This window comes from Microbacter margulisiae, assembly GCF_014192515.1.
In the GTDB taxonomy this organism is placed as follows: Bacteria; Bacteroidota; Bacteroidia; order Bacteroidales; family Paludibacteraceae; genus Microbacter; species Microbacter margulisiae.
On record NZ_JACHYB010000002.1, the window covers coordinates 538,170 to 558,000 of the forward strand.

The following is a 19,831-nucleotide window of genomic DNA, read 5'->3' on the forward strand; positions in this document are numbered from 1 at the left end:
ATTTTTTATAATGGATAATGAAGATCCTGAGTTTTGTTGGGCAAAAACGGTTAGGGGTCGACCCCCTAATCGTTTTTTATTACAATGGCACAAAGTTTCACCATCGTTTTGTTGGGTGGAAGCAAAACTAAGAAAAATGCCTGGATATTTATTTGATGTTGTGATTTTATTCAAATAAATTAAACCTTTCAGGAAATTTAATCGCCAGTTGTTGTGCAGTTAACCCCCAGTTTGACAGAGGCATAGTCCATTTTTTCCGGATATTGCGATAGGCCAAATACACCAATTTTTCCAATGCTGTATCATTGGTAAAAACACCTTTGTTTTTGGTAACTTTCCTTATCTGACGGTGATAGCCTTCTACGGTATTGGTGGTATATATGATTCTTCGGATAGCATCAGAAAACTCAAAATAAGCGGTTAGTTTTTCCCAATTATCACGCCATGATTTAATGACAATTGGATAATCCTTTCCCCACTTTGAATCAAGATTATCGAGTTCGATTGCTGCCTGCTCTTTGCTTACTGCTTGATAAACAAGCTTCAAATCTTTCATGAACGTTTTCTGATTTTTACTTGCAACATATTTAATTGAATTGCGGATTTGATGCACCACACAAGTTTGAACTACTGTGTGTGGAAATACGCTTTTTATAGCATCTGAAAAGCCACTAAGATTGTCCGTAGAGGCTATTAGAATGTCATTTACTCCTCTTGATTGAAGATCGGTGAGCACCGATAACCAAAAGTTAGCTCCTTCGCTTTTGGAAATATACATGCCAAGCAAATCTTTGTAACCGTTACGGTCAACACCCAATACGTTGTATATGGCTCGTGTTACAGGGCGATTCTTTTCGTCCATCACTTTGTAGTGAATGGCATCCATCCAAACAATTGGATAAACACTATCCAATGACCTGCTACGCCAGGACTGAATCTCTGGCAGAACCCGGTCTGTTATGGAACTGATTGTGTCAGCAGAAACCCTGTTTCCAAGGTTTTCCTCCATCCAATCGCTTATTTCCCGAGTACTGTTCCCCAAGGCATAAAGACCAATTATACGGTCTGCAACACCTTCTGCAAGTATTGTTTCACGTTTCTTTATAAACTCAGGTTCAAAACTGGAATGGCGGTCACGGGGTGTATGAACGGTGACTTCACCCAATTGGGTTTGAACTTGTTTGGACATACGTCCATTGCGCCGATTGCCTAAACTACGCTCATCTTCATCTAAATGAGCATCCATTTCTCCCTCTAAAGCTGCATTTAGAATATTTTCTAACAAGGGCGCAAAGGCACCATCTTTGCCTAAAAGGGGTTTGCCAGATTTTATCTGTTCTAAAACTTTGGCTTGAAAAGCCTTGTAATCAAATTCTTCCATAAAAATAAACTGTATTGTAAAGTTATAAAATTATTTTATTCTTTACTGACACAGTTTAATTTACAGTCTCAAAGATGCAAAGAAACAGTTTCTCAACAAACAGCTCTAATGATACTGGCCGCTCCTCACAGAGCAGCCAGCACGATTTTCATTAAGTATGAGAAAAGTATAGATCTTACTAGTTTGTTTTGTGATGCTTAGTGGTGATAATAATTACTCCGTTTGCGCCTTTCTCACCATATTGTTCTTTAGCACTTTCACCTTTCAAAACATCCATGCGCACGATATCTTTGGAATCAATATGGGAAATAGCTGACGCCGGCCTTTCTTTCCCGTCAACAATAAACAAGGGGACATTAACGCCGCCTGCCGATGTAAACACCGAGGTACTGCCCCCCGAATGCGTGCCGGCAACCACTGAAGCAACCTTCCCTGACAGGTTTATAACTGCCATATTCCCATTTTTGGATGTAATTACTTCGCCATGTTTAGATTGTACAATGGTTAACGAATCGGTTTGAGTGATTCTCGTTGTTTTGCCATCCTTCTCAACGGTCATACTGGAGTTGGTACCATTCCCATCATTCGTAATCATCACCGAAGATTTTTTCCCTCCTTTGGTTGAAACAATGATTACACTTTTGGGCCCTTTCTCCCCGTATTGTTGTAATATTTTGTCAGAATATTTGTCAGAATAGACATTGATCGATTTAATATCGTCCTTATTCATTTTGTTAAGATCCTCCATTGATGTCTTTTTTCCGTCAACAATTACGAGGGGACGAGCTTGCGTAGAATGATGGTTCAGGATCAGGGTATCCGTTTTTTGCGCTGTCGCAGGAGAAGCTGACGGTTCTCCCGAAAGGGCTGGAACAGAACTGTCGCCTGAAAAATCGGCATTCATCCAGGCAGACTTCAATTCACTGGCATTCACCAATAATGCAGACAATAGTAACACGGGAAATATCAGCAGATATTTTCCCGACCATGCAAGATGGGTTTTCTTTTTATTCATCATGATAATACGTTTTTTTAAATGAGAAACATTAAAATGCTGTATTAATGACAACGATGACGTTTGTGCAACCTTCAGCAAAGCATATTGATATGATTTAGGGTCATTTCCTGCATCAATTACCTTATGATCGGCCATGAATTCCACATTTTCGCGCACCGAAGTCGCAAACCAGTAGTAAAAAGGATTCATCCACACCAATGATTGAAAAAAAGAAGTCAGCATTAGGTCCAATCCATGCTTCTGCCCAATATGTGCCTGCTCGTGAGTAATAATCTTTATCAATTCATCCTCGCTGTAGGACGAAGGATTCAGATAGATTCTTCCCCTGAAAGAAAATGGATTGAGTTCTTTGCGGGGAACATACACCCTGATCCCGGCCACCGTTGCCGTCTGGCAACGACGCACCATACTGAACAATTGCACATACTGCACAAACAGAATCAGAAACGTAATCAGCAATCCTCCGACCAGTAAACTGCCGGCAATAATCCAGCCTTCATTTTGATGTGTAACGTGCGACTGTGACACGGGTATTGACTGATTAATCAAAATAATCACATAATGAATCGGTTGCTTTTGAGGTATTAGCTTTGCCAGATGAAACAAAGGCAAAAAGGCAGCACATACCATACTTCCCGCAAGGTAAAATCGCTTGGCCGTGTAAAAAGTGTCACGACGCAAAAAAGCGAGATAAAACAAGAACAAAAGTGTAAACACAATGTTCACTTTAATGATGTAAATGGTAAACGTTTCCATTATTCTTTCCTGTTTTCTATCAAACGGACAATCTCTTCCAATTCCTCACGCGAAATTTTCTCCTTCTGGGCAAAGAATGCCACCAGCGAACGATAAGAACTTTGAAAATAGGTATCGATTATGCCCGAAAGCATATTCTCGGAATAACTTTCTTTGCTCACTGACGGTTCAAACCAGTAAACATTCCCATAGCGCCGACTTGAAACATACCCATTCTTTTCCAGACTCTTCAGGGTCGACGCCAGTGTAGTGTATGGCGGAGCTGGTGCCGGATAAGCTTCCTGCACATCTTTCACTACTCCTCCCTGCAATTGCCAAAGCACCTGCATAACCTGTTCCTCTTGCTGACTTAGTTTTTTCATCACGATCGTTTTTTATTGTAATATAATGGCCATTATGATCACGATGCAAATCTACGAAACATTCGTAATAATATTCCAAATTCGTATTCAATTATATTTATTTAATCTTTCCATTCATAACAAACTGATCATCAGATTGAGTTTGCCATGTTGACGTCATGAAGCGCCAAGTAAAGATAAAGGGTAAAGGCAAAGAGATGACAAGTAAATACAACGGTTTATTTATCGGGAGGATGTCCCAAAGGTTATTTTGTACACTTTTCCTTCTGCCAGCGAAAAGTAGATAGCACCGGCTTTGTCGATGGTAAATTGATTTACCTCTGAAAATCCACACCGAATGCGCCATAAAACAGCATGCGTTTTTTCATCCACAGCAACCACCACACCATGACGGGACCCAAGATAAACAACCCCTTTATACATGATCACAGGACAGGGAGCATGTTCGTAACCCAAACCGGCATCCGTCACCCAAAGTGGGTGAAAATTGGCATCTGTAGCCGAAACAGCCAACAATCGTCCATCCATTAATTTGGAAAAAACAGTTCTTCCATCTTCCGACAGTCCCTGCGATTCACGTACTGTATATGCATGACTGCGCCATAACGTATGCCCGTTAAGCAAAGAAATAGATGTCATGTAACGATCAGGCGCTACAATGATCACACGATTGTCATGAATAATGGGGATACAATTTGCCGGAGAAAAAAGAGTCTGCCGTTTCCCGTCATTCCATTTCCACGTTAACTGTCCGTTGTGGTTGTTAAGGCAATAAAGGTAACCGTCCCATGCTCCAAAAGCCACTTTACCCGAAGCGACCGCAGGCCTCGCCTGACAGTAACTTCCAAGATCAGAGTAAACCCAATTGAAAGAGCCTGTTAATGGATCAATCTCGTAAAACTTTTTGTAACCTCCTTGATACCATTTTCCTTGCTTTATTATGCCATCGGCAACAAACGGAGCATCTCCTGCTAATTGCCACCGTTTCTTTCCATGCTGTGCATCAAAAGAGTACAATGTATCATTGGTGGCAGCAACGAGTAGTTGAGCGCCATCATCAACCGGAGTGGAATATAGTGGATAACCTGTGGAATAACTCCATACAGGCTGGACGGTCTTCTTTGAAACAGCTTTTACATAGCCCAGCGAATTGCCAAAATAAAACATCTGCTTACCAACCGCAACACCGGTAAAAATCGATGCCGTATCCTGATAAATTAACGATAAATGGACATTTGGAGGAAGTGGAACACCGTTTTCATAAGAGGGTACCGACACAAGCGTATCATTAGCAGAAAAGGCAAAAGCATAACGCTGGCGACATACACCACCAACCAGTTTCTCATCTACAAGAACAGAGTCTTTTGTAAGGCGTATCAGCGAATATCCCGGTCCACTATCACCCGCCAGAAAAGTGGAACGCAGCATCACATCATGTAATCCTCCAAATATCATATTCTTATACTGATGTCCATGGCCGCAAAACGCCACCGAGGTATGGTATTTTTGCAACAGGGCAATCACCTCGGGGCCATTTCCAAGATCATCCACCGTGAAAGGATAATGACATAAGGAAACAATTCGTACTCCGGGAGGAACGCGTGACAGCGTTCTGTCTATCCAACGCATATCTTCCTGTTTTACAATTCCATCCCCCATTTTCATGAAAGGCCCTGTGTCATATCCGATAAAAAAGAAATGATCCTTCCTGAAAGCAAAACGATCGTTGCCAAAGAGTTTGAAATATTCTTTGACAGCACTCTCCGACCATGTAGTTTCATGATTACCGGGAAGTACATAATAGGGTACAGTAAAATGACCAAACATCCGCTTGACATTCAACAATTCGGTATTACTTCCCTGATTGGTTAAATCACCGGTAATAATCACAAAAGGGACATGTGCCTCATTGATCTCCCTAATAATATCTGCAAGGGCCTTCTCATTGGCATTTCCCGGACTCACATGTATATCAGTGAGCAAAGCAAATTCCGTTTGCGCCTGTAAAAGGCATCCCCATAACAATACACAAAAGAGTAAAACCTTTTTCAGCATGATTAATCTGATTTAACCATCAACCGACAGGCATATCAGTGTTGCTTGTCATAATAGAGGGCGGCTGCTCCCAGGACTCCGCATGATTCCAGTTCCGAGACCACCAGCCTGAACCTCTCCAACGACTTCTGATAGGTAAACCTCCGGATGCTTCTCCACATGGATTCCTGAAACAATTCGTAGGATTGGCTGATTGAACCTCCCAGGATAATCAACTCCGGATCATAGGCATACAGGATCATCTTCACCGCATTCCCCAGATGTATCCCAAAGGATTCAAAAATGGCCAGTGCTTCCTTATCTCCTGCTACTGCCTGCCCGAATACCTTCTCTCCCGTCGTGTCGTAACAATTACGGAAAAACTGTCCGCTGGCAAAATATTCATAATTGTGATCCAGATAGGCCACCTCGCCAAATTCTCCTGCCCCGCAATTAATGCCTTCATAGAGCTTATCATGGATTATGATCCCCGATCCAAGACCGGTACCGATGGTCAAACCTACCATCGAATGAACACCGCGACCCTGTCCGAAGTACTTCTCTCCCAGGGCAAAACAGTTCGCGTCGTTATTCACATAGACCGGAATATGGTATCTTTCTTCCATCATGCTCCTTAAATGCACCTCTTTCCAGGAAGGGATGTTCTGCACGTCATACACAATTCCTTCTTCCACATCCACCACACTGGGAACCCCGATACCAATGGCTCGTGTTGTGGGCTGCATGAGGGCATCAACCTGCAGGTATAATGCCTCCAGTACTTCTTGTTCATTACCGCCGGCAGGGATAAGTCCCGAGACAAGATGTGTAATCCTTTGTCCTTCCACCAGGCCAGCCCGTACCTGGGTGCCGCCCAGATCAATCCCGATGATTTGTTGGGTATTCATGTGTTTATATGTTAGTTTTTGGTACTCATCCAAAGTCAGAAATCAAGAACCAAGAGCAACAACAGGTCTAAAGTCTAAAGTCAATCTGTTATGGGAACGTTGGATTAACCGGATTACCGATTTTCCCGGTTCTTCCTTATCTTCTGGACTTCATTTAACTTCCAAACTTCGTGCTGTTTCATCTGTTATTCTGTCATTCAGTGATTTGATCCCTCCTGTGGCCATGCCGGATAGTCTTGTTCACAATGATCGGCCTGGCCCAAAAGCCTACACTGAGGATATAACCAAGTGTCAGGTACAGGAAATACATACCGGTGCGCAAACCTACATGGTCGCCAAGCCATCCAATGACCAGCGGGACGATGGCTCCTCCGATCACTCCGGTTAACAGGATGCCGGAAAAGGCACCATGATGCTCTTGCAGGGAGTTCAGCGCCAGGGAGAAGATCACCGGGTACATCACCGAGGCAAAAAAACCTACCAGCGGAAAGGCTACCAACACAATGCCTCCCTTTGCAAACAATCCAAGGCTCAGCGATACAATGGCCATCACCGTGAATCCTACCAGTACCTTGCGGCTGTCCATGAGCTTCAGTAATCCAAGCCCCAGCAATCCTCCCGCTGTCATAAAACCCCAGAAATAGGCTACCGCCCTGGCGCCTGTAATCTGTGGGTCATAGTGGTGGTAGGCATAGAGGAACTGCGAAATCCAGTTGGCCACGCCCTGTTCTGTGCCAACATAACAGAAGATGCCGATAAAGAACAGGACGACAACGGGCTTCCTGAGAAGGGCGATGTGTACCTGCAACGCAGGAGCTTTTTCTTCATCGCTCAGGATGACCTTCGGGAACCGGGATACCAGGATGATGGCAATCATTGCCAGGCTGACAACAACAAACAACCAATAGAGCGAAACCCAGGGCAGGTTGTGCGGTACCAGCGAGGCCAAAAGGGAATGAGTGCCTCCCGTGGTGTCAAGATCGGTCACCAGGCAGGAATAGACCAACGGGCTGAGAAAGGAGGCCAGCCCGAAGATGAGTTGTGCCAGAACGGAATTGAAGGCGTAGTGTTCTTCCCCGCCTGAGGTGCGCAGCAGCGGGTTAATGACCACCTGCAGCATCGCCATCCCGCAGCCGATAAGGAACAGGGATACTACTGCCGTTAGGTAGTTGGGAAACAGCGCCAGCATCAGCGCCCCGACAAATGAGATGGTAAACGCGGCTGCCATCATCTTCTTTTCCTTGTATTTCTCAACCAGGATGCCTGCCGGAATGGAGATAATGCCATAGGCAATAAAGAAAGCAAATGGCAGAACGGCCACCAGCGTGAGGTTCAGATGGAAGCCTTTGATAATGTCGGGAACCAGCGGCCCGATGATGTTGGTCAGGAAAGAGATCACAAAAAAGGTCAGCAGGATCAGCGACACGATATAATAGTTCCTCCTGGGATGGGATTGGTTTTTCATTGTCTTGTTCTATGATGGGATATTGTATTTCCGGATATCGTTTTTTTAATGTTATATCTTACAAACAGCAGCAGGGATGGGTGGTCATTTTACATTCCACCCGCCTACCGTCACTTCTGCCGCATCGCCGTGCAGGTCGGCACTATGGCAATACCCTGATATGGTTCGTTCTTCCCCAGGCAACAGGGTGAAGTAGTTCTCTCCCCAGAAGACGGGCGTCACAGAGGCATCCCTGGTTTTATCCTTCAGGTCGAGATAGACCATAAAGGCCAGCTGCTTCGTGGGGTTCTTCAGCTTTACCGTTACCCGGGTGTTGCCTCCCTGTTGTGTCACACTCACACGTTTGTCCAATGTCACCATGGGTAATTGCTGTAACATCGTAAGGTCGGCATATTGCGACTGGGGTGTGATATACCAGTTGCTTTTGGCTTCATCCAGCTCGTCGTGCCTGGTGGAGAGTACATAAAAATTGGTGCTGATCAATTGATGTGTTGTGTTATAGAGGCGCAAATCCAGGAACCAGGTGGTGCTCACATTGAGATCAGATGGTAAAGTAACCACTTGCTTCGTTGCTTGTGCAGGAAGGGAATGCAGGGATATGGTTTGATGGAATACTGGTTTCATGTCGAAATCAAATACCCTGACTTCTGCGGAAAGGCCATTGGCCACGGCGGATGTGTTATTCATCGCATCAATACTGTTGTTCCCGTAATTATAGGATATGTGCAGTGGCTCGTTGGCGCTTTGGGCTCCGTAAAAGGCTCCGGTGGGCATCAGGTAGTAATCGTAGAGTTGCCACCATAGTTTTGGCCATGAGGCATTGTACATCCACTGGATAATGCCGGTAGCCCTGAAACGGTTGGCTTCAAAGGCTTCATACATCGCCCGCATGCCTTCATAATTGAGGTATTGGGCTTTGCGCAGGTAATCCTCCAAATCTTTGGGGGCACCCAACCGGTTATCCATGGCGCGGTTATAGGCTGTCAGGTTATGGAAAGCCCCGCGTGCTGCATGGTACATCCACGCGCTGCCGATAGGCCAGATCGAATCGTTGGGGATCATCTTCTTCAGGCTCTCCAGCACCGGTATCTCCGGACCGGGGCCTGTCTCCGTATTAAACCCGAAAGCGCCTCCATGAGTGGTATCGGCATACCAGTACATCGGGGGAACGTAGTCATACGGCCCGCGCATCTTCACCGCTGACGGTCCTGTCAACACACTGGTGTGCTCGGCTGCCGAGGATACCGAGGGCCGTGTCGGATCATACTTCTTCAAAATATCTAAGTAACGCTTCTCCAGGGTGGGACGCGGCCATTTGTCACTCCCGTAAAGCCACAGGAAGATGCTCGGGTGGTTGCGCAGCCAGATGACCTGATCCTGCCACGAACCGGCGGCGATGTCGTTTTGTTCAGGGGTGATGATGGCACTGTATTGATCGTCTTTCGTCTTCATGAGGTTCGACCACTCCCACTGGCAACTGAAGCCTGCCATGATCAGGATACCTTTTTCGTCACACAGGTCATAGATGTGCTGGTCATGACCCCAGAACCCTTCCATCCGGATGGCATTCAGGTTCATGTGGACGGCATAGTCGATGCCGGCTGATTCATAGGCTGGCGTGGCATTCAGGAACATCGGGTCGGTCCAGCCTCCTCCCTTGACCAGTATCTTCTTCCCGTTCAGCCGGAATCCCCTGTGTCCTTCTTTCGTGATATAATCGGATACCTCCCGGATCCCAAACCGGAGATAGTTATTGTCCGAGAGTGCCTTGCCGGCATAGAACTGCAAATGGAGGTCGTACAGGTTGGGCTTGCCCAGCGTATGTACCCACCATAGCCGCGGATGGTCCATCTTCAGTTGTGGAAACCGGGATGGCGTAAAGCGTATTTCCTTGCTTGTGTAAGGGGGAATGGTGACTTGTTGTGAAAAGGCGACCGTGTTCCCGATCATGCCCCTGAGTTCCCCTGACATACGCTGGCCGCTATGGTTATGCAACCGGGCGCTGATGGTAATTGCTGCATGGTCGAGGGTCGCAGTATCTACCTGGGTTTCCACAAAGGGTTCTGCTATGCTCACAGGCCCGCTGCCCAGTAACTCCACATCACGCCATATGCCCATGTTGTGATCGGCCGGTTCGGGGTTCCAGTCTACAAAGCCGACACTTAATTCTCCTGCTCCTGCCCTGGTGACTTCCAGTGCCAGTACATTGGTGCCTTTCCTTATGTAGGGGGTGACCTCCAGCACAAATTGCCTGAAGCTTCCCTGTAGTGTATCTGAAGAGGCAATCTTCTTCCCGTTTAACCATATATCGGCACGGTAGCTGATCCCATTGAAACGAAGGCGGTAGACCTGGCCGGCGGAAGGTGTTCCAACTGTAAAGGTTGTCCTGTACCACCAGGGAACATTAAAGAGGCTCTCGGGTATCTTCTCCAGGTTACGGCCATAGAAGATGTCCTTGTAGATGCCGTCGTTGACCAGGGAGCCTAAGATACTGCCGGGAACGGTAGCTGCATACCAGCCTTTCGTGGTGGCATTCGCTCCCGAGAGCATTGTCCCGTCGGATCCGGCTTTTGCTGAGGATTGTATCTGCCAGTTGCTTCGTATCTCTTCTTTTTGAACGTTCCACTCTCCGGCTTTGGTTGCGTTTGCCGGGAGTGCTGCGGATAATGCCAGAAGCAGCCCGGTTATATTCAAATAGCGTTTCATGATTGCTGTTGTTTTATGATTAGGTTATATATATAAAGGGTACATCGATCATATTTTTCTGTTTCTTCTAATGGGTGAGATCTGTTTTTGAGACGGCTTTTGCATAGGGGTATATGCAGAATCAACTCCTGCATACATCCCATTATTCAATCCGCAGATCCTGGATCACCATCATCGGGGCGTCCGTCGGGGCGTCTATGACAATGCGCACGGCTTTTACCGCATGGGCCGGGGATACGGATGCTGTACCATCCGTATAAGGAACAGCATACTCAAAATGTGTCCCGTCATACGACAGTTCCAGGTGTCCGTGCTGAATCGGGAACAGGCCCAGCATCGGCATGCCTGTGACCGAGGTGATGGTTTTGCATACCAGCGGCGAGGCAAATACAAAGGTCAGGTTATCGCCTGCCCTGGCATTGGGCATGCACGAAACGGTTGTGCTGAAGTCATAATCCGTCAATGGCAGGGCATTGTGTTGCATCAGCGGCATATTGACGATAATACCTGTTTCCGGGGTCAGGTAAGGCAGGCGTTGCATGCTGACCTTTCCTGTTGAGGCTTTGCTGCTTTGCATCTCTGCCCGAAGCGTATATTGTTTCGTGGCGTCATAGGCCGGGACAACCAGGCGATAGCGCCAGCTCCCCTTCGTAATATTTCCCAAACGGGCTGAGGATATGGTAATGCCATTCTCCAGCAATTCTACCTGTTTCACCGAAAAGGTGTTGTCCAGGGTATCCGGGGTAAAGGCAATATCCCAACTGCCTGCCTGGTCGAAGACGGGATTGATATTCCAGGCTTGCTGGGTCATACCGGTGGCTGGCTCCATCGTCCATTCCCCGGCAGCCACCCGTACGGGCTTGAGTGGGATGCTGGCCAGCGAGGCGCTGTAAAATGTCCGGCATTGTACTGAATCCGGGAAACGGGTGGCAATGGAATCCCGGTATATGGGTGATGCTACGGTGGGGATACTCCCATCGGTTGTATAGCGGACCTCTGCCCCCGGATAGGGTGGCACAACGGTGACATAACCCGAGCGGTACCATACTTCCGGTGGGGGTACTCGGAAAGCGATATTCATGTATTTCATCCGCTCAAAATGGGTGTGGGTCAGGCGGGTATAGAAATCTCCCCAATTCCTCTCGCCCTGGGGCGTCCACCCGATTTCTGCGAGCGCTGCGATACGGGGATAGGACTGGTATTCCATAAAGCGGGGTGGCTTGTTCAATAGTTCCGACCACAGTGCCCCCTGTACGCCTTTTACATAATGAAACGAAGCATCGGGAAACAGGTTATTTTCCAACGGATTAAACGAGTATACCTTCTTTAGAGATACAATGCCGGCCCAGTCATGGCCCCGGTCATTTACCGATTGGGCCATATCAAAATAGAAATAGCTTCCCATCATCAATACCGTGGGGTAATGGCTCATGGCTGCCTCCGAGGCCTTGGCCGTCGAACGCCAGGCATACACTGCCGTAGTGCTATCCAGCTTCCCTCCGTCCATGATCTCATCCCAGCCGGCCATCCTTTTGCCCAGAGAGTGCAGGATGCCTTCCACCCGTTGCATAAAATAGTGTTGCAGTTCCATCGCGTTGGTCATGTGTTCCTTCTTCATCAAGGCCCGGCACCGCGTACAGTGATCCCAGTAATACGGATTGACTTCGTCTCCCCCGATATGGATGTATTTGGAGGGGAAAAAGGAAGCGACTTCCTTAAGGATCACTTTTAGCATTTTATAGTTTTGCTCGTTTCCCACACACCATACGTTGGGATCGCGCCAGTCCCAGTTAGCTGTAGCGCGTGAACCTTTCTCTAGGAAGGCCGTATCGGGCTTGCACAGGATTTGGGGATAGGACACTGCTACTGCACGGCTGTGCCCCGGAATATCAATCTCAGGAATGATTTCCACATTGCGCTGTGCGGCATAACGGACCACTGCCCGGATCTGTTTTTGTGTATAATATCCTCCATAGCGCTTATCTCCGGAACCGTATGCCGGAGGCAACTGCTCCTTAGGCCCGCGCCATGCCCCTACACTGGTCAGACGCGGATAATGTTTGATCTGGATGCGCCAGCCCTGGTCATCTGTCAGGTGCCAGTGGAAACGGTTGATCTTATGCATCGACAGCCAGTCGATATATTGCTCTACCTCCGGTACATCAAAAAACTGGCGGGAGACATCCAGCATCATACCGCGGTAACGGAAACGGGGATAGTCGGTTATGGTAACACTGGGCATCTTCCAGGCAATACCCCGCGCCAGCGTGTCGGCATATACCTGGGGTGGCAACAGTTGCAACAGCGTCTGGATGCCATTAAACACTCCCCCGCGGTCTTTGCCCGTAATGGTGGCTCCTTGCTTGCCTACCGTCAACCGGTAGCCTTCCGAAGGCAGGGTAAGCCCCGGATCTATCTGTAAAACAATGTGGTTGGTCTCTCCTTCTGCCGCCCGAACCTTCAGGTTATAACCCGTAGAGGAATGCAGCTTATCTCTTAAATACTCCCCTAGCTCTTTCTCCGATCGCCCGGCTACTATAGCTGTCGACCCCGTTAACTCAAAACTGCCCTGTAGCTCCTGCACCTGAACCGGACGGGGTATCAATGCAACCGCCTGCTGCCCAACTACATCCACCGTACAAAATACAGCAATGATCATTATATATAACTGATTCATACTAAATCTCTTATTCATAATTCATTAATGATCCTTTAGATGTATATTAGATTAACGTTCCGGATATAATAAATAGGGACGACGTTCCTGCTCAAATTTTTTATCATCACTCTTCCAGCGGGCCTTGATTGCCGAAGCGCTTGCCCCTGCTTCAATCATCTGTCGTACATATCCCACACCGATCAATCGTTCAAAGAACGGAGAAAAAAAATCATCTCCCATATTGAGATTCCGGTATGCTTTGATCAGGTAAGTCAGATCAATCCCATTTTTAAACAATACATTGTCCGCCGGCGTTTTCTGTAAATCAACCCCATAGCAACACTGGTTCGCGCAGGGAGGATTTGTAGCTCCAGGCATACTTCGTGGTGTAAACGAATAGGAATACCCTTTCATCCTGGGATTTCCAAACTGTTGGAAAGGCGCATCAGTGCCCCGCCCAACGCTTACGGGAGTTGCTTCAAAATAACAAAGAGAAGGATAGAGATAGACAGAGCGCATATTGGGTAAGTTCGGCGATGGTTTAACAGGTAGCTGATAGTGCATAGCATGAGTATAATGGAGGCAAGGGATCACCGTTAAATCACATTGTACCCCGTTAGTAAGCCATTTCTCCCCATTTATCATACGCGCCAGTTCTCCTAATGTCATGCCGTGAACCACAGGAACCGGTACAGATCCAACACCCGATTTGTATTTCATATCCAAAACAGGTCCATCAACATAAAAGCCATTGGGATTGGGACGATCCAGTACAATCATCTTCACATGGTGAACAGCGCAAGCGTTCATCACATGAACCATAGTGGTCAGATAGGTATAGTAACGCAAACCCACATCCTGCAGATCAAACAATACAATATCAATTGATTGCATCACAGAATCCATCATTTTACCCGCTGTGCCACCATAAAGGGAATGGATAGGAATTCCGGTTTGAGCATCGATGGAATTGCCAACTTTCTCGCCCGCATCAGCCTTGCCCCGGAATCCATGTTCGGGAGAGAAAATCGTTACAATATTTACTCCTTTGTTATGTAGGAAATCAACAATGTTTTCATTGCCAATACGTCCCGTTTGGTTTGTCAACACAGCGACCCGCTTCCCTTGCAAGATCGGCAGATACATGTTGATACGTTCGGCTCCCACTACAATTCTTTGCGATTTCTGAGCCTGTGCAGAAGTCAGAAATGCAAAGCAAATCACGATAAAAAGAATGGTCTTATTCATAGGTTAATCATTTTCATGTGTTTATAATTTATCTATATGAGGTTTTATCAGAATAATAAACGACAAAAGTTAAAATAAAATCAGGCGTAAGGAAATTAAAGAATAAACAGTCTTAATAGATGGTAGAAATTGAAGGGCAAACGATTGACGGATTGAGTGTGGTTATAACTTCCTTAACTTGTGATCTTCAGATTCCAGCTACCTACTGTCTCCCAACTACTATCTACTTATTTATTGCATCATATATGGCAGTTTGCACTTTGGCCCGGATTCGGGTGGTAAACATCTTATCATTGTTTCGTGTCGGATAAACATGATTTGAAAGGAAAATATAAACCAGGTTATATTTCGGATCGATCCAGAACATGGTGCCTGTATATCCGGTATGTCCAAAACTTTGTGGGCTTACTTTCGTTGACAAGTACGAAGTTCCCACAACTTTGCCATCTTTCATGTCGGGTTTTTCAAAACAGATACCGCGATAAATGCCTTCGGCAGCATAAGGAGTCGAATTAAACAGGTCGAACGTAGCCTCACTGAAGTAGCGCTTACCGCCGTAAACTCCTTTTTGCAAATAGAGTTGCAACAATTTCGCCAGGTCATTGGCATTGGCAAATAAGCCTGCATTAGCAGAATGTCCGCCAAGAATGGCTGATGTTTCGTCATGCACAAATCCATGCAACAATGTTTGCCGAAAGAAAGTATCCTGTTCGGTAGGAACAACGCGAGACAAAGGCACCCTCCTCCATGGATTATACATAATTTCGGTGGCTCCCAAAGGGAAATAGAATGTCTGTTGCAGGTATTTCTCAAAAGGTTCGTGTACAATAGCTTCAACCACAGGCGGGGTAACCACGAAAGGCCAATCGGAATATACATAATGAAGCTTGCCATTCGATTTCAGTAATGGAGAATGGGCAATAGAATCGTACACCCATGTTGCAATATCCTTCCGGATAAAAAGCGTCGGACTGATCCTGATCGGGAATGCAGCAGAAGAGTCAGAGCGAATAAAAGAAGGTTTAAGCGTTCCGTCAGGATTTACCATCAACTTGTAAAACGGATAATAGGGCTGTAACCCACCTACATGGCACAACAACTCTTGTACAGTAATATTCTCTTTATTAGTTCCCCGAAACGGAGGGAAATAGTGGCTGAACTTCTCATTCAGATTAATTTTACCTTCATCAACCAGCTTCAAATAGGCCGGAGCTCCTGCCATGATTTTAGTCAACGAAGCCAAATCGAACAAATCATATATGTTTTCCCGCCGATTCAGAGGATCGTTCGGATAATGATTTACTTCTGAAGTAAAATAGGTATGAAAGCCATATGCTTTGTTGAAAACCACCTTTCCATCCCGGGCGACTAATATCACACAGCCAGGAAATGCCTGTTGCGCAATGGCATCATTCACGAGTGAATCGATGGTGTGATTCAACAAAGCGCCATTGATACCAACTTCTTCCGGCAATGTATATTTCAATCGTATAGCCGGCGGGGTGGTTAACCCGAATCCTTTATGGAATTTTCCGAGCTTAAATGGCAAGTGTCCCTGTGCACTGATCCCACCGAAGATCAACTGGGCAGCCATCTGTTGCGATGCCACCTGACCATCATACGCTTCGATCCAGGAGGTGACGGGTAATTTCGTCATCCATTGCTGGGGAGCGACGAATGAAACCAATACAACCGGATATTTATCAGTAGAAAGCGAGTTGATCCAAGTCGTTTCTTCAGGTGTCAGTTGTGATTTAAACACTGAAACGACACATAGTGTAGCATTGGAAAGCAAGTGATTAACGGAATCTTTTGATTCGGGGTCAAATGCTGCTTTTTCAAATGTCATGTAGCGACGCATCATGCCATTGAATTCATTCCCGGCAGTTGCACCAATAGATATGGAGACAATACGAGCGCTGTCCAGGGTACGAAGCGGGATCAAGTTATCCGCATTTCGAAGCAATGTAAGATGCTCTTCAGCAAACGACAACTGATTAAGTGTTGGTTGCTCTGCCCTTACAACAAGAAGATTTGCAAACAGGAACAGTAATAAAAGAGAAAGATTTTTCATAGGATAAACGCTTTTTTAAATGACGTATGAAACTTGCATGTCAACATCATTATATTCATGGAGGTAACTATCTTTCATGCTTGTTTCATTTGTTTATAATGCAATAAGTACAATAAAATCAAAATTTTACAAGAACCCTAAAACCCGATTATGAGGAAAATTATTTTTATTTCTCATTGAAAAAATCCATGATTTGCTGCATCATGTTATTTCGTTCTGCAGGTAGTATCGTTTCAAAAGGAACACCCAGGATGCAGGTTCTGTAAGATCCTTTGTAAGCGACACCGGCTCCGGTTCTATTGGCCGAATAACGGAAAATAGTGAACACATCCTTCCCGGCAGGATCAATGGCATTGGGTTGTTCAACTGCATACGAAAGCCTGTTGAGTTTATTGTAATAGGAGTAATGACCCGAGAATGCAAAAGGAGAAGGAGTAGCCTCAAACTTTCCGTCAACGGCGCCGCAATCGTTCACCCATTTAAACTTCAACACATCTTCAGCCCACTTCCGGTCAGCATCCGTTGCGTTTGGATTGTCCCAGAGATCCGTTCCCACATAGGCACCGGAGATAAAGATTTTACCTCCTGATTGACAATAACCGGTAATTGCATTTTGCAGCGTTTTTGGGAATACTTTAAATGCTGCAGGTCGTGCTCCCCTGCCCATGACAGTTTCTTTTTCTTTCCCCAAAATCAAATCCACCACCGGATATTCATTCAGGGATACTTCCCGGTTACAAACAGAAGCTTGGCTGCAGGAAACAAATGAATAACCCGCATGAGCAATCGCTTCCCCATGTACAAAAGGATAATCAAACGTATTGCCTGCAATGACTTTGGTCTCATAATTTGCATTGCTAGCTCCAAAACCGGGAGAGTCATCGCTTGTCCATGGAATTTGACGACGGAATTCATACATGCTTCCCACGTAATTATATTGCACATGATCGGGAACGCCATGATCGACACCATCCAGAAAACCGGCAAGGCTATCTTTTGTTTCGAAACTCGCAGGTGCACTAAGGCGATAAAATCCATTGACAATCATCACAGTGCATTTTGAATCTGATTTACGGCACACCGAAAGTATTTCGGATGGGAAGCTTTCTCCCCCATCATTAACCGCCGTCACTTTGAAACTGCAAATAGAATCGGAGGGAATCTCCAATGTGCAAACAGTATCATTTATCAATTGCCCGTTATTAAAACCACTGTGCCCGATACGTGTATAAACCACATAATGTTTCGGCACTGCCGTAGCTTCCAACGAATCATCCACAGCCTTCCATTTTAGTAATACTTGATTTTGTCCGGCAAACTGAGCGCTGAAATCGGATACCGGAAGCGGTTCTACCACATAAGGATAATCATACTGACCTGCGATGAATTTCAACATTCCTTTATAAATAGCCCGGCTTACCGTGAACCGGAAACGAGGATCGAGGCCATAGCGCATATCCGCAAAATTCTGATGCGCAAGCAATTCGAGCAACATTGTTGGTACTTCAGGAACACGAGCTTCACTGTAAGAACGATCCCACATAGCACGGCGGGTCCATTTGGGTTCATATGCACGACGAATATCATGCACCACCTGATCCATCACCAGTTCGACCAGATCACGGGATGCCCACCGTGATTCTCCGTCGACAAATTTGGCATCATTAATATGCGTCATATAGATTCCCAATGTCCCGATAATAGAATCATTCATTGTCGTACCTGCATCCGAATGAAAAGCCAAAGCAAGGTCAATGGGAATATGCAATCCTTTCACTTTTGGCAAAACCTGCGATCCACCGGCTAAATAATTAACCCAAAACCCCCGACTCTGATAATCGTCGGTATAGTCATTTTTACCTTCACTTTTATTATAGACACTATCCGGCATACCTGCCCATTGCAACCAATAACGAGCACCTTCTGTATAGCGGGGATAACCGCTTGTTTGTAGCGTATAATGAATTGGTAATGGGTTAATCAAATGTTCAGTTCTGGTTGTATCAGAACTTTTCTTGTTTTCAGTCATATCTCCCATAGGATTAGGAATGCGGGCAATATTCCCCATGCCACCTCCAATTTTCACAGCATCGGCAGTAACAATAGCTCCTTTTTTATGGCTAATATTAGAAAGAGTGATCTTACATTGATCTGACATTCCTTTAGCAAAACGGAAGAATCCCAGAAAAATCCAGGTACCACCGCCCATTTTTTGATTAACCTTGAACATCGTTTTTCCACCCATGTGATATACGGTGTAAAGAGCATCATCAGGGCTTTTTGGCAAAGTTTTATATGAAACATAGACAGCATATTTGCCGGCCTTGGGCATATTGGGAATCCATTCAACAAAGCTCGCTTTCCCTTTTTTGATAGTTTTGACCTGCCGATAAGTTCCAGTACGAAAAGGATTTTGTCCGTCAACATAAAAAGCCTGACGATGGGCAAAACCGCTACTGTCGCCTGTTATCCAGTGTTCTTTACCATCTGTTTCAATATATCTGGAATGATAGTCGGATGTATCATTATCGACAATCACTTCGGTGCGGTGATAATCACGTTCCCGGGGAAGCAACACATTAGCACCCGCATTTTCGAGCATCGGCACAAGATACGGAAGCACATAACTTTGAGTATATAAATCTTCTACCGTTTGCAATAACCGGGCGCGCTGCCACTGCCAACGATTCATTTGCTGATTGAAGTAAAGCCCGTGACTTTGCCACATAGCAATATGTTTTCCCTCCAATCCTTTTTTAATAACAAACGGTTTTGAAAGATCCCTTACTAAAGGCTCAGTACGTTTATTATTTGCATAAATGCGCGATTTGTCTTTTGGAATGGAAGTCCGGTAAAGGTTGGGAACCAACTGTTGAATAGGCAGATCTTCTGACGTAATAATCAAATGATATTTAAGTAACGAATCGGGCAAAAGTGTTTGCACAGCCTGATACATCTGATCTGCTTCCGACTCTTTTAAGGGTAAGTATGCCAGATTATCATCCATTGTCACGGTAAGGGTATGTTTCTTTTTATCCAGCACAATACTTTTGACAGAAGTATTGCCGGCAATCTGTTTTTGAAAAAAATACGTCAACGTGTCCGAAATCGCTTTCTCCAAAGCATGATCAGAGATGACAGCAGCCTGAGAGAAAACGGATGTAAACAGGAAACAGAATAAAATAATATAAAATCGATGGTTTCTCATGATGTCAAAATT

11 protein-coding genes are annotated in these 19,831 nt (G+C 45.7%); all 11 read right to left on the reverse strand.

The annotated features are described in order from the left end of the window. Positions 1-166: 166 nt before the first annotated feature. Entirely contained in the window at positions 167-1,381 is a 1,215-nt protein-coding gene (locus tag FHX64_RS11365; RefSeq protein ID WP_183412745.1) for an IS256 family transposase, read from the reverse strand. 178 nt (positions 1,382-1,559) lie between these two features. Next, positions 1,560-3,155, reverse strand: coding sequence for a M56 family metallopeptidase (locus tag FHX64_RS11370; RefSeq protein WP_183413964.1), 1,596 nt, complete (start codon positions 3,153-3,155; stop codon positions 1,560-1,562). Further along, complete coding sequence (locus FHX64_RS11375) at positions 3,155-3,517, reverse strand: BlaI/MecI/CopY family transcriptional regulator (RefSeq protein WP_183413965.1); 363 nt, start codon at positions 3,515-3,517, stop codon at positions 3,155-3,157. Before FHX64_RS11375 ends, FHX64_RS11370 begins: the two co-directional genes overlap by 1 nt. Positions 3,518-3,739: 222 nt before the next feature. Next, positions 3,740-5,572: an outer membrane protein assembly factor BamB family protein gene (locus FHX64_RS11380; RefSeq protein ID WP_183413966.1), complete on the reverse strand. Its 1,833-nt coding sequence runs from the start codon at positions 5,570-5,572 to the stop codon at positions 3,740-3,742. A 35-nt stretch (positions 5,573-5,607) separates the two neighbouring features. After that, the gene (locus FHX64_RS11385) at positions 5,608-6,459 is read right to left on the reverse strand and encodes an ROK family protein (RefSeq protein ID WP_183413967.1); all 852 of its coding nucleotides are present in this window, start codon (positions 6,457-6,459) and stop codon (positions 5,608-5,610) included. Positions 6,460-6,652: 193 nt separating this feature from the next. Next, positions 6,653-7,924, reverse strand: a complete 1,272-nt coding sequence (locus tag FHX64_RS11390) for an MFS transporter (protein WP_183412423.1) — start codon at positions 7,922-7,924, stop codon at positions 6,653-6,655. An 84-nt stretch (positions 7,925-8,008) separates the two neighbouring features. Further along, positions 8,009-10,630 (reverse strand): glycoside hydrolase family 2 protein, encoded by a 2,622-nt coding sequence (locus FHX64_RS11395; RefSeq protein ID WP_183412424.1) that lies wholly within the window; start codon positions 10,628-10,630, stop codon positions 8,009-8,011. Positions 10,631-10,772: 142 nt separating this feature from the next. Then, entirely contained in the window at positions 10,773-13,307 is a 2,535-nt protein-coding gene (locus tag FHX64_RS11400; RefSeq protein WP_183413968.1) for a beta-N-acetylhexosaminidase, read from the reverse strand. A 51-nt stretch (positions 13,308-13,358) separates the two neighbouring features. Continuing rightward, positions 13,359-14,537, reverse strand: coding sequence for an exo-beta-N-acetylmuramidase NamZ family protein (locus FHX64_RS11405; protein ID WP_183413969.1), 1,179 nt, complete (start codon positions 14,535-14,537; stop codon positions 13,359-13,361). A gap of 223 nt (positions 14,538-14,760) precedes the next feature. Beyond that, on the reverse strand, positions 14,761-16,611 hold the full coding sequence (locus tag FHX64_RS11410; protein WP_183413970.1) for a serine hydrolase domain-containing protein: 1,851 nt from the start codon (positions 16,609-16,611) through the stop codon (positions 14,761-14,763). A 166-nt stretch (positions 16,612-16,777) separates the two neighbouring features. Beyond that, entirely contained in the window at positions 16,778-19,819 is a 3,042-nt protein-coding gene (locus FHX64_RS11415) for a golvesin C-terminal-like domain-containing protein (protein WP_183413972.1), read from the reverse strand. Positions 19,820-19,831: the final 12 nt, after the last annotated feature.

Coding starts and splice junctions, on each gene's coding strand:
- FHX64_RS11365 (WP_183412745.1), bottom strand. CDS start 1,381: ATGGAAGAATTTGATTACAAGGCTTTTCAAGCCAAAGTTTTAGAACAG.
- FHX64_RS11370 (WP_183413964.1), bottom strand. CDS start 3,155: ATGGAAACGTTTACCATTTACATCATTAAAGTGAACATTGTGTTTACA.
- FHX64_RS11375 (WP_183413965.1), bottom strand. CDS start 3,517: ATGAAAAAACTAAGTCAGCAAGAGGAACAGGTTATGCAGGTGCTTTGG.
- FHX64_RS11380 (WP_183413966.1), bottom strand. CDS start 5,572: ATGCTGAAAAAGGTTTTACTCTTTTGTGTATTGTTATGGGGATGCCTT.
- FHX64_RS11385 (WP_183413967.1), bottom strand. CDS start 6,459: ATGAATACCCAACAAATCATCGGGATTGATCTGGGCGGCACCCAGGTA.
- FHX64_RS11390 (WP_183412423.1), bottom strand. CDS start 7,924: ATGAAAAACCAATCCCATCCCAGGAGGAACTATTATATCGTGTCGCTG.
- FHX64_RS11395 (WP_183412424.1), bottom strand. CDS start 10,630: ATGAAACGCTATTTGAATATAACCGGGCTGCTTCTGGCATTATCCGCA.
- FHX64_RS11400 (WP_183413968.1), bottom strand. CDS start 13,307: ATGAATCAGTTATATATAATGATCATTGCTGTATTTTGTACGGTGGAT.
- FHX64_RS11405 (WP_183413969.1), bottom strand. CDS start 14,537: ATGAATAAGACCATTCTTTTTATCGTGATTTGCTTTGCATTTCTGACT.
- FHX64_RS11410 (WP_183413970.1), bottom strand. CDS start 16,611: ATGAAAAATCTTTCTCTTTTATTACTGTTCCTGTTTGCAAATCTTCTT.
- FHX64_RS11415 (WP_183413972.1), bottom strand. CDS start 19,819: ATGAGAAACCATCGATTTTATATTATTTTATTCTGTTTCCTGTTTACA.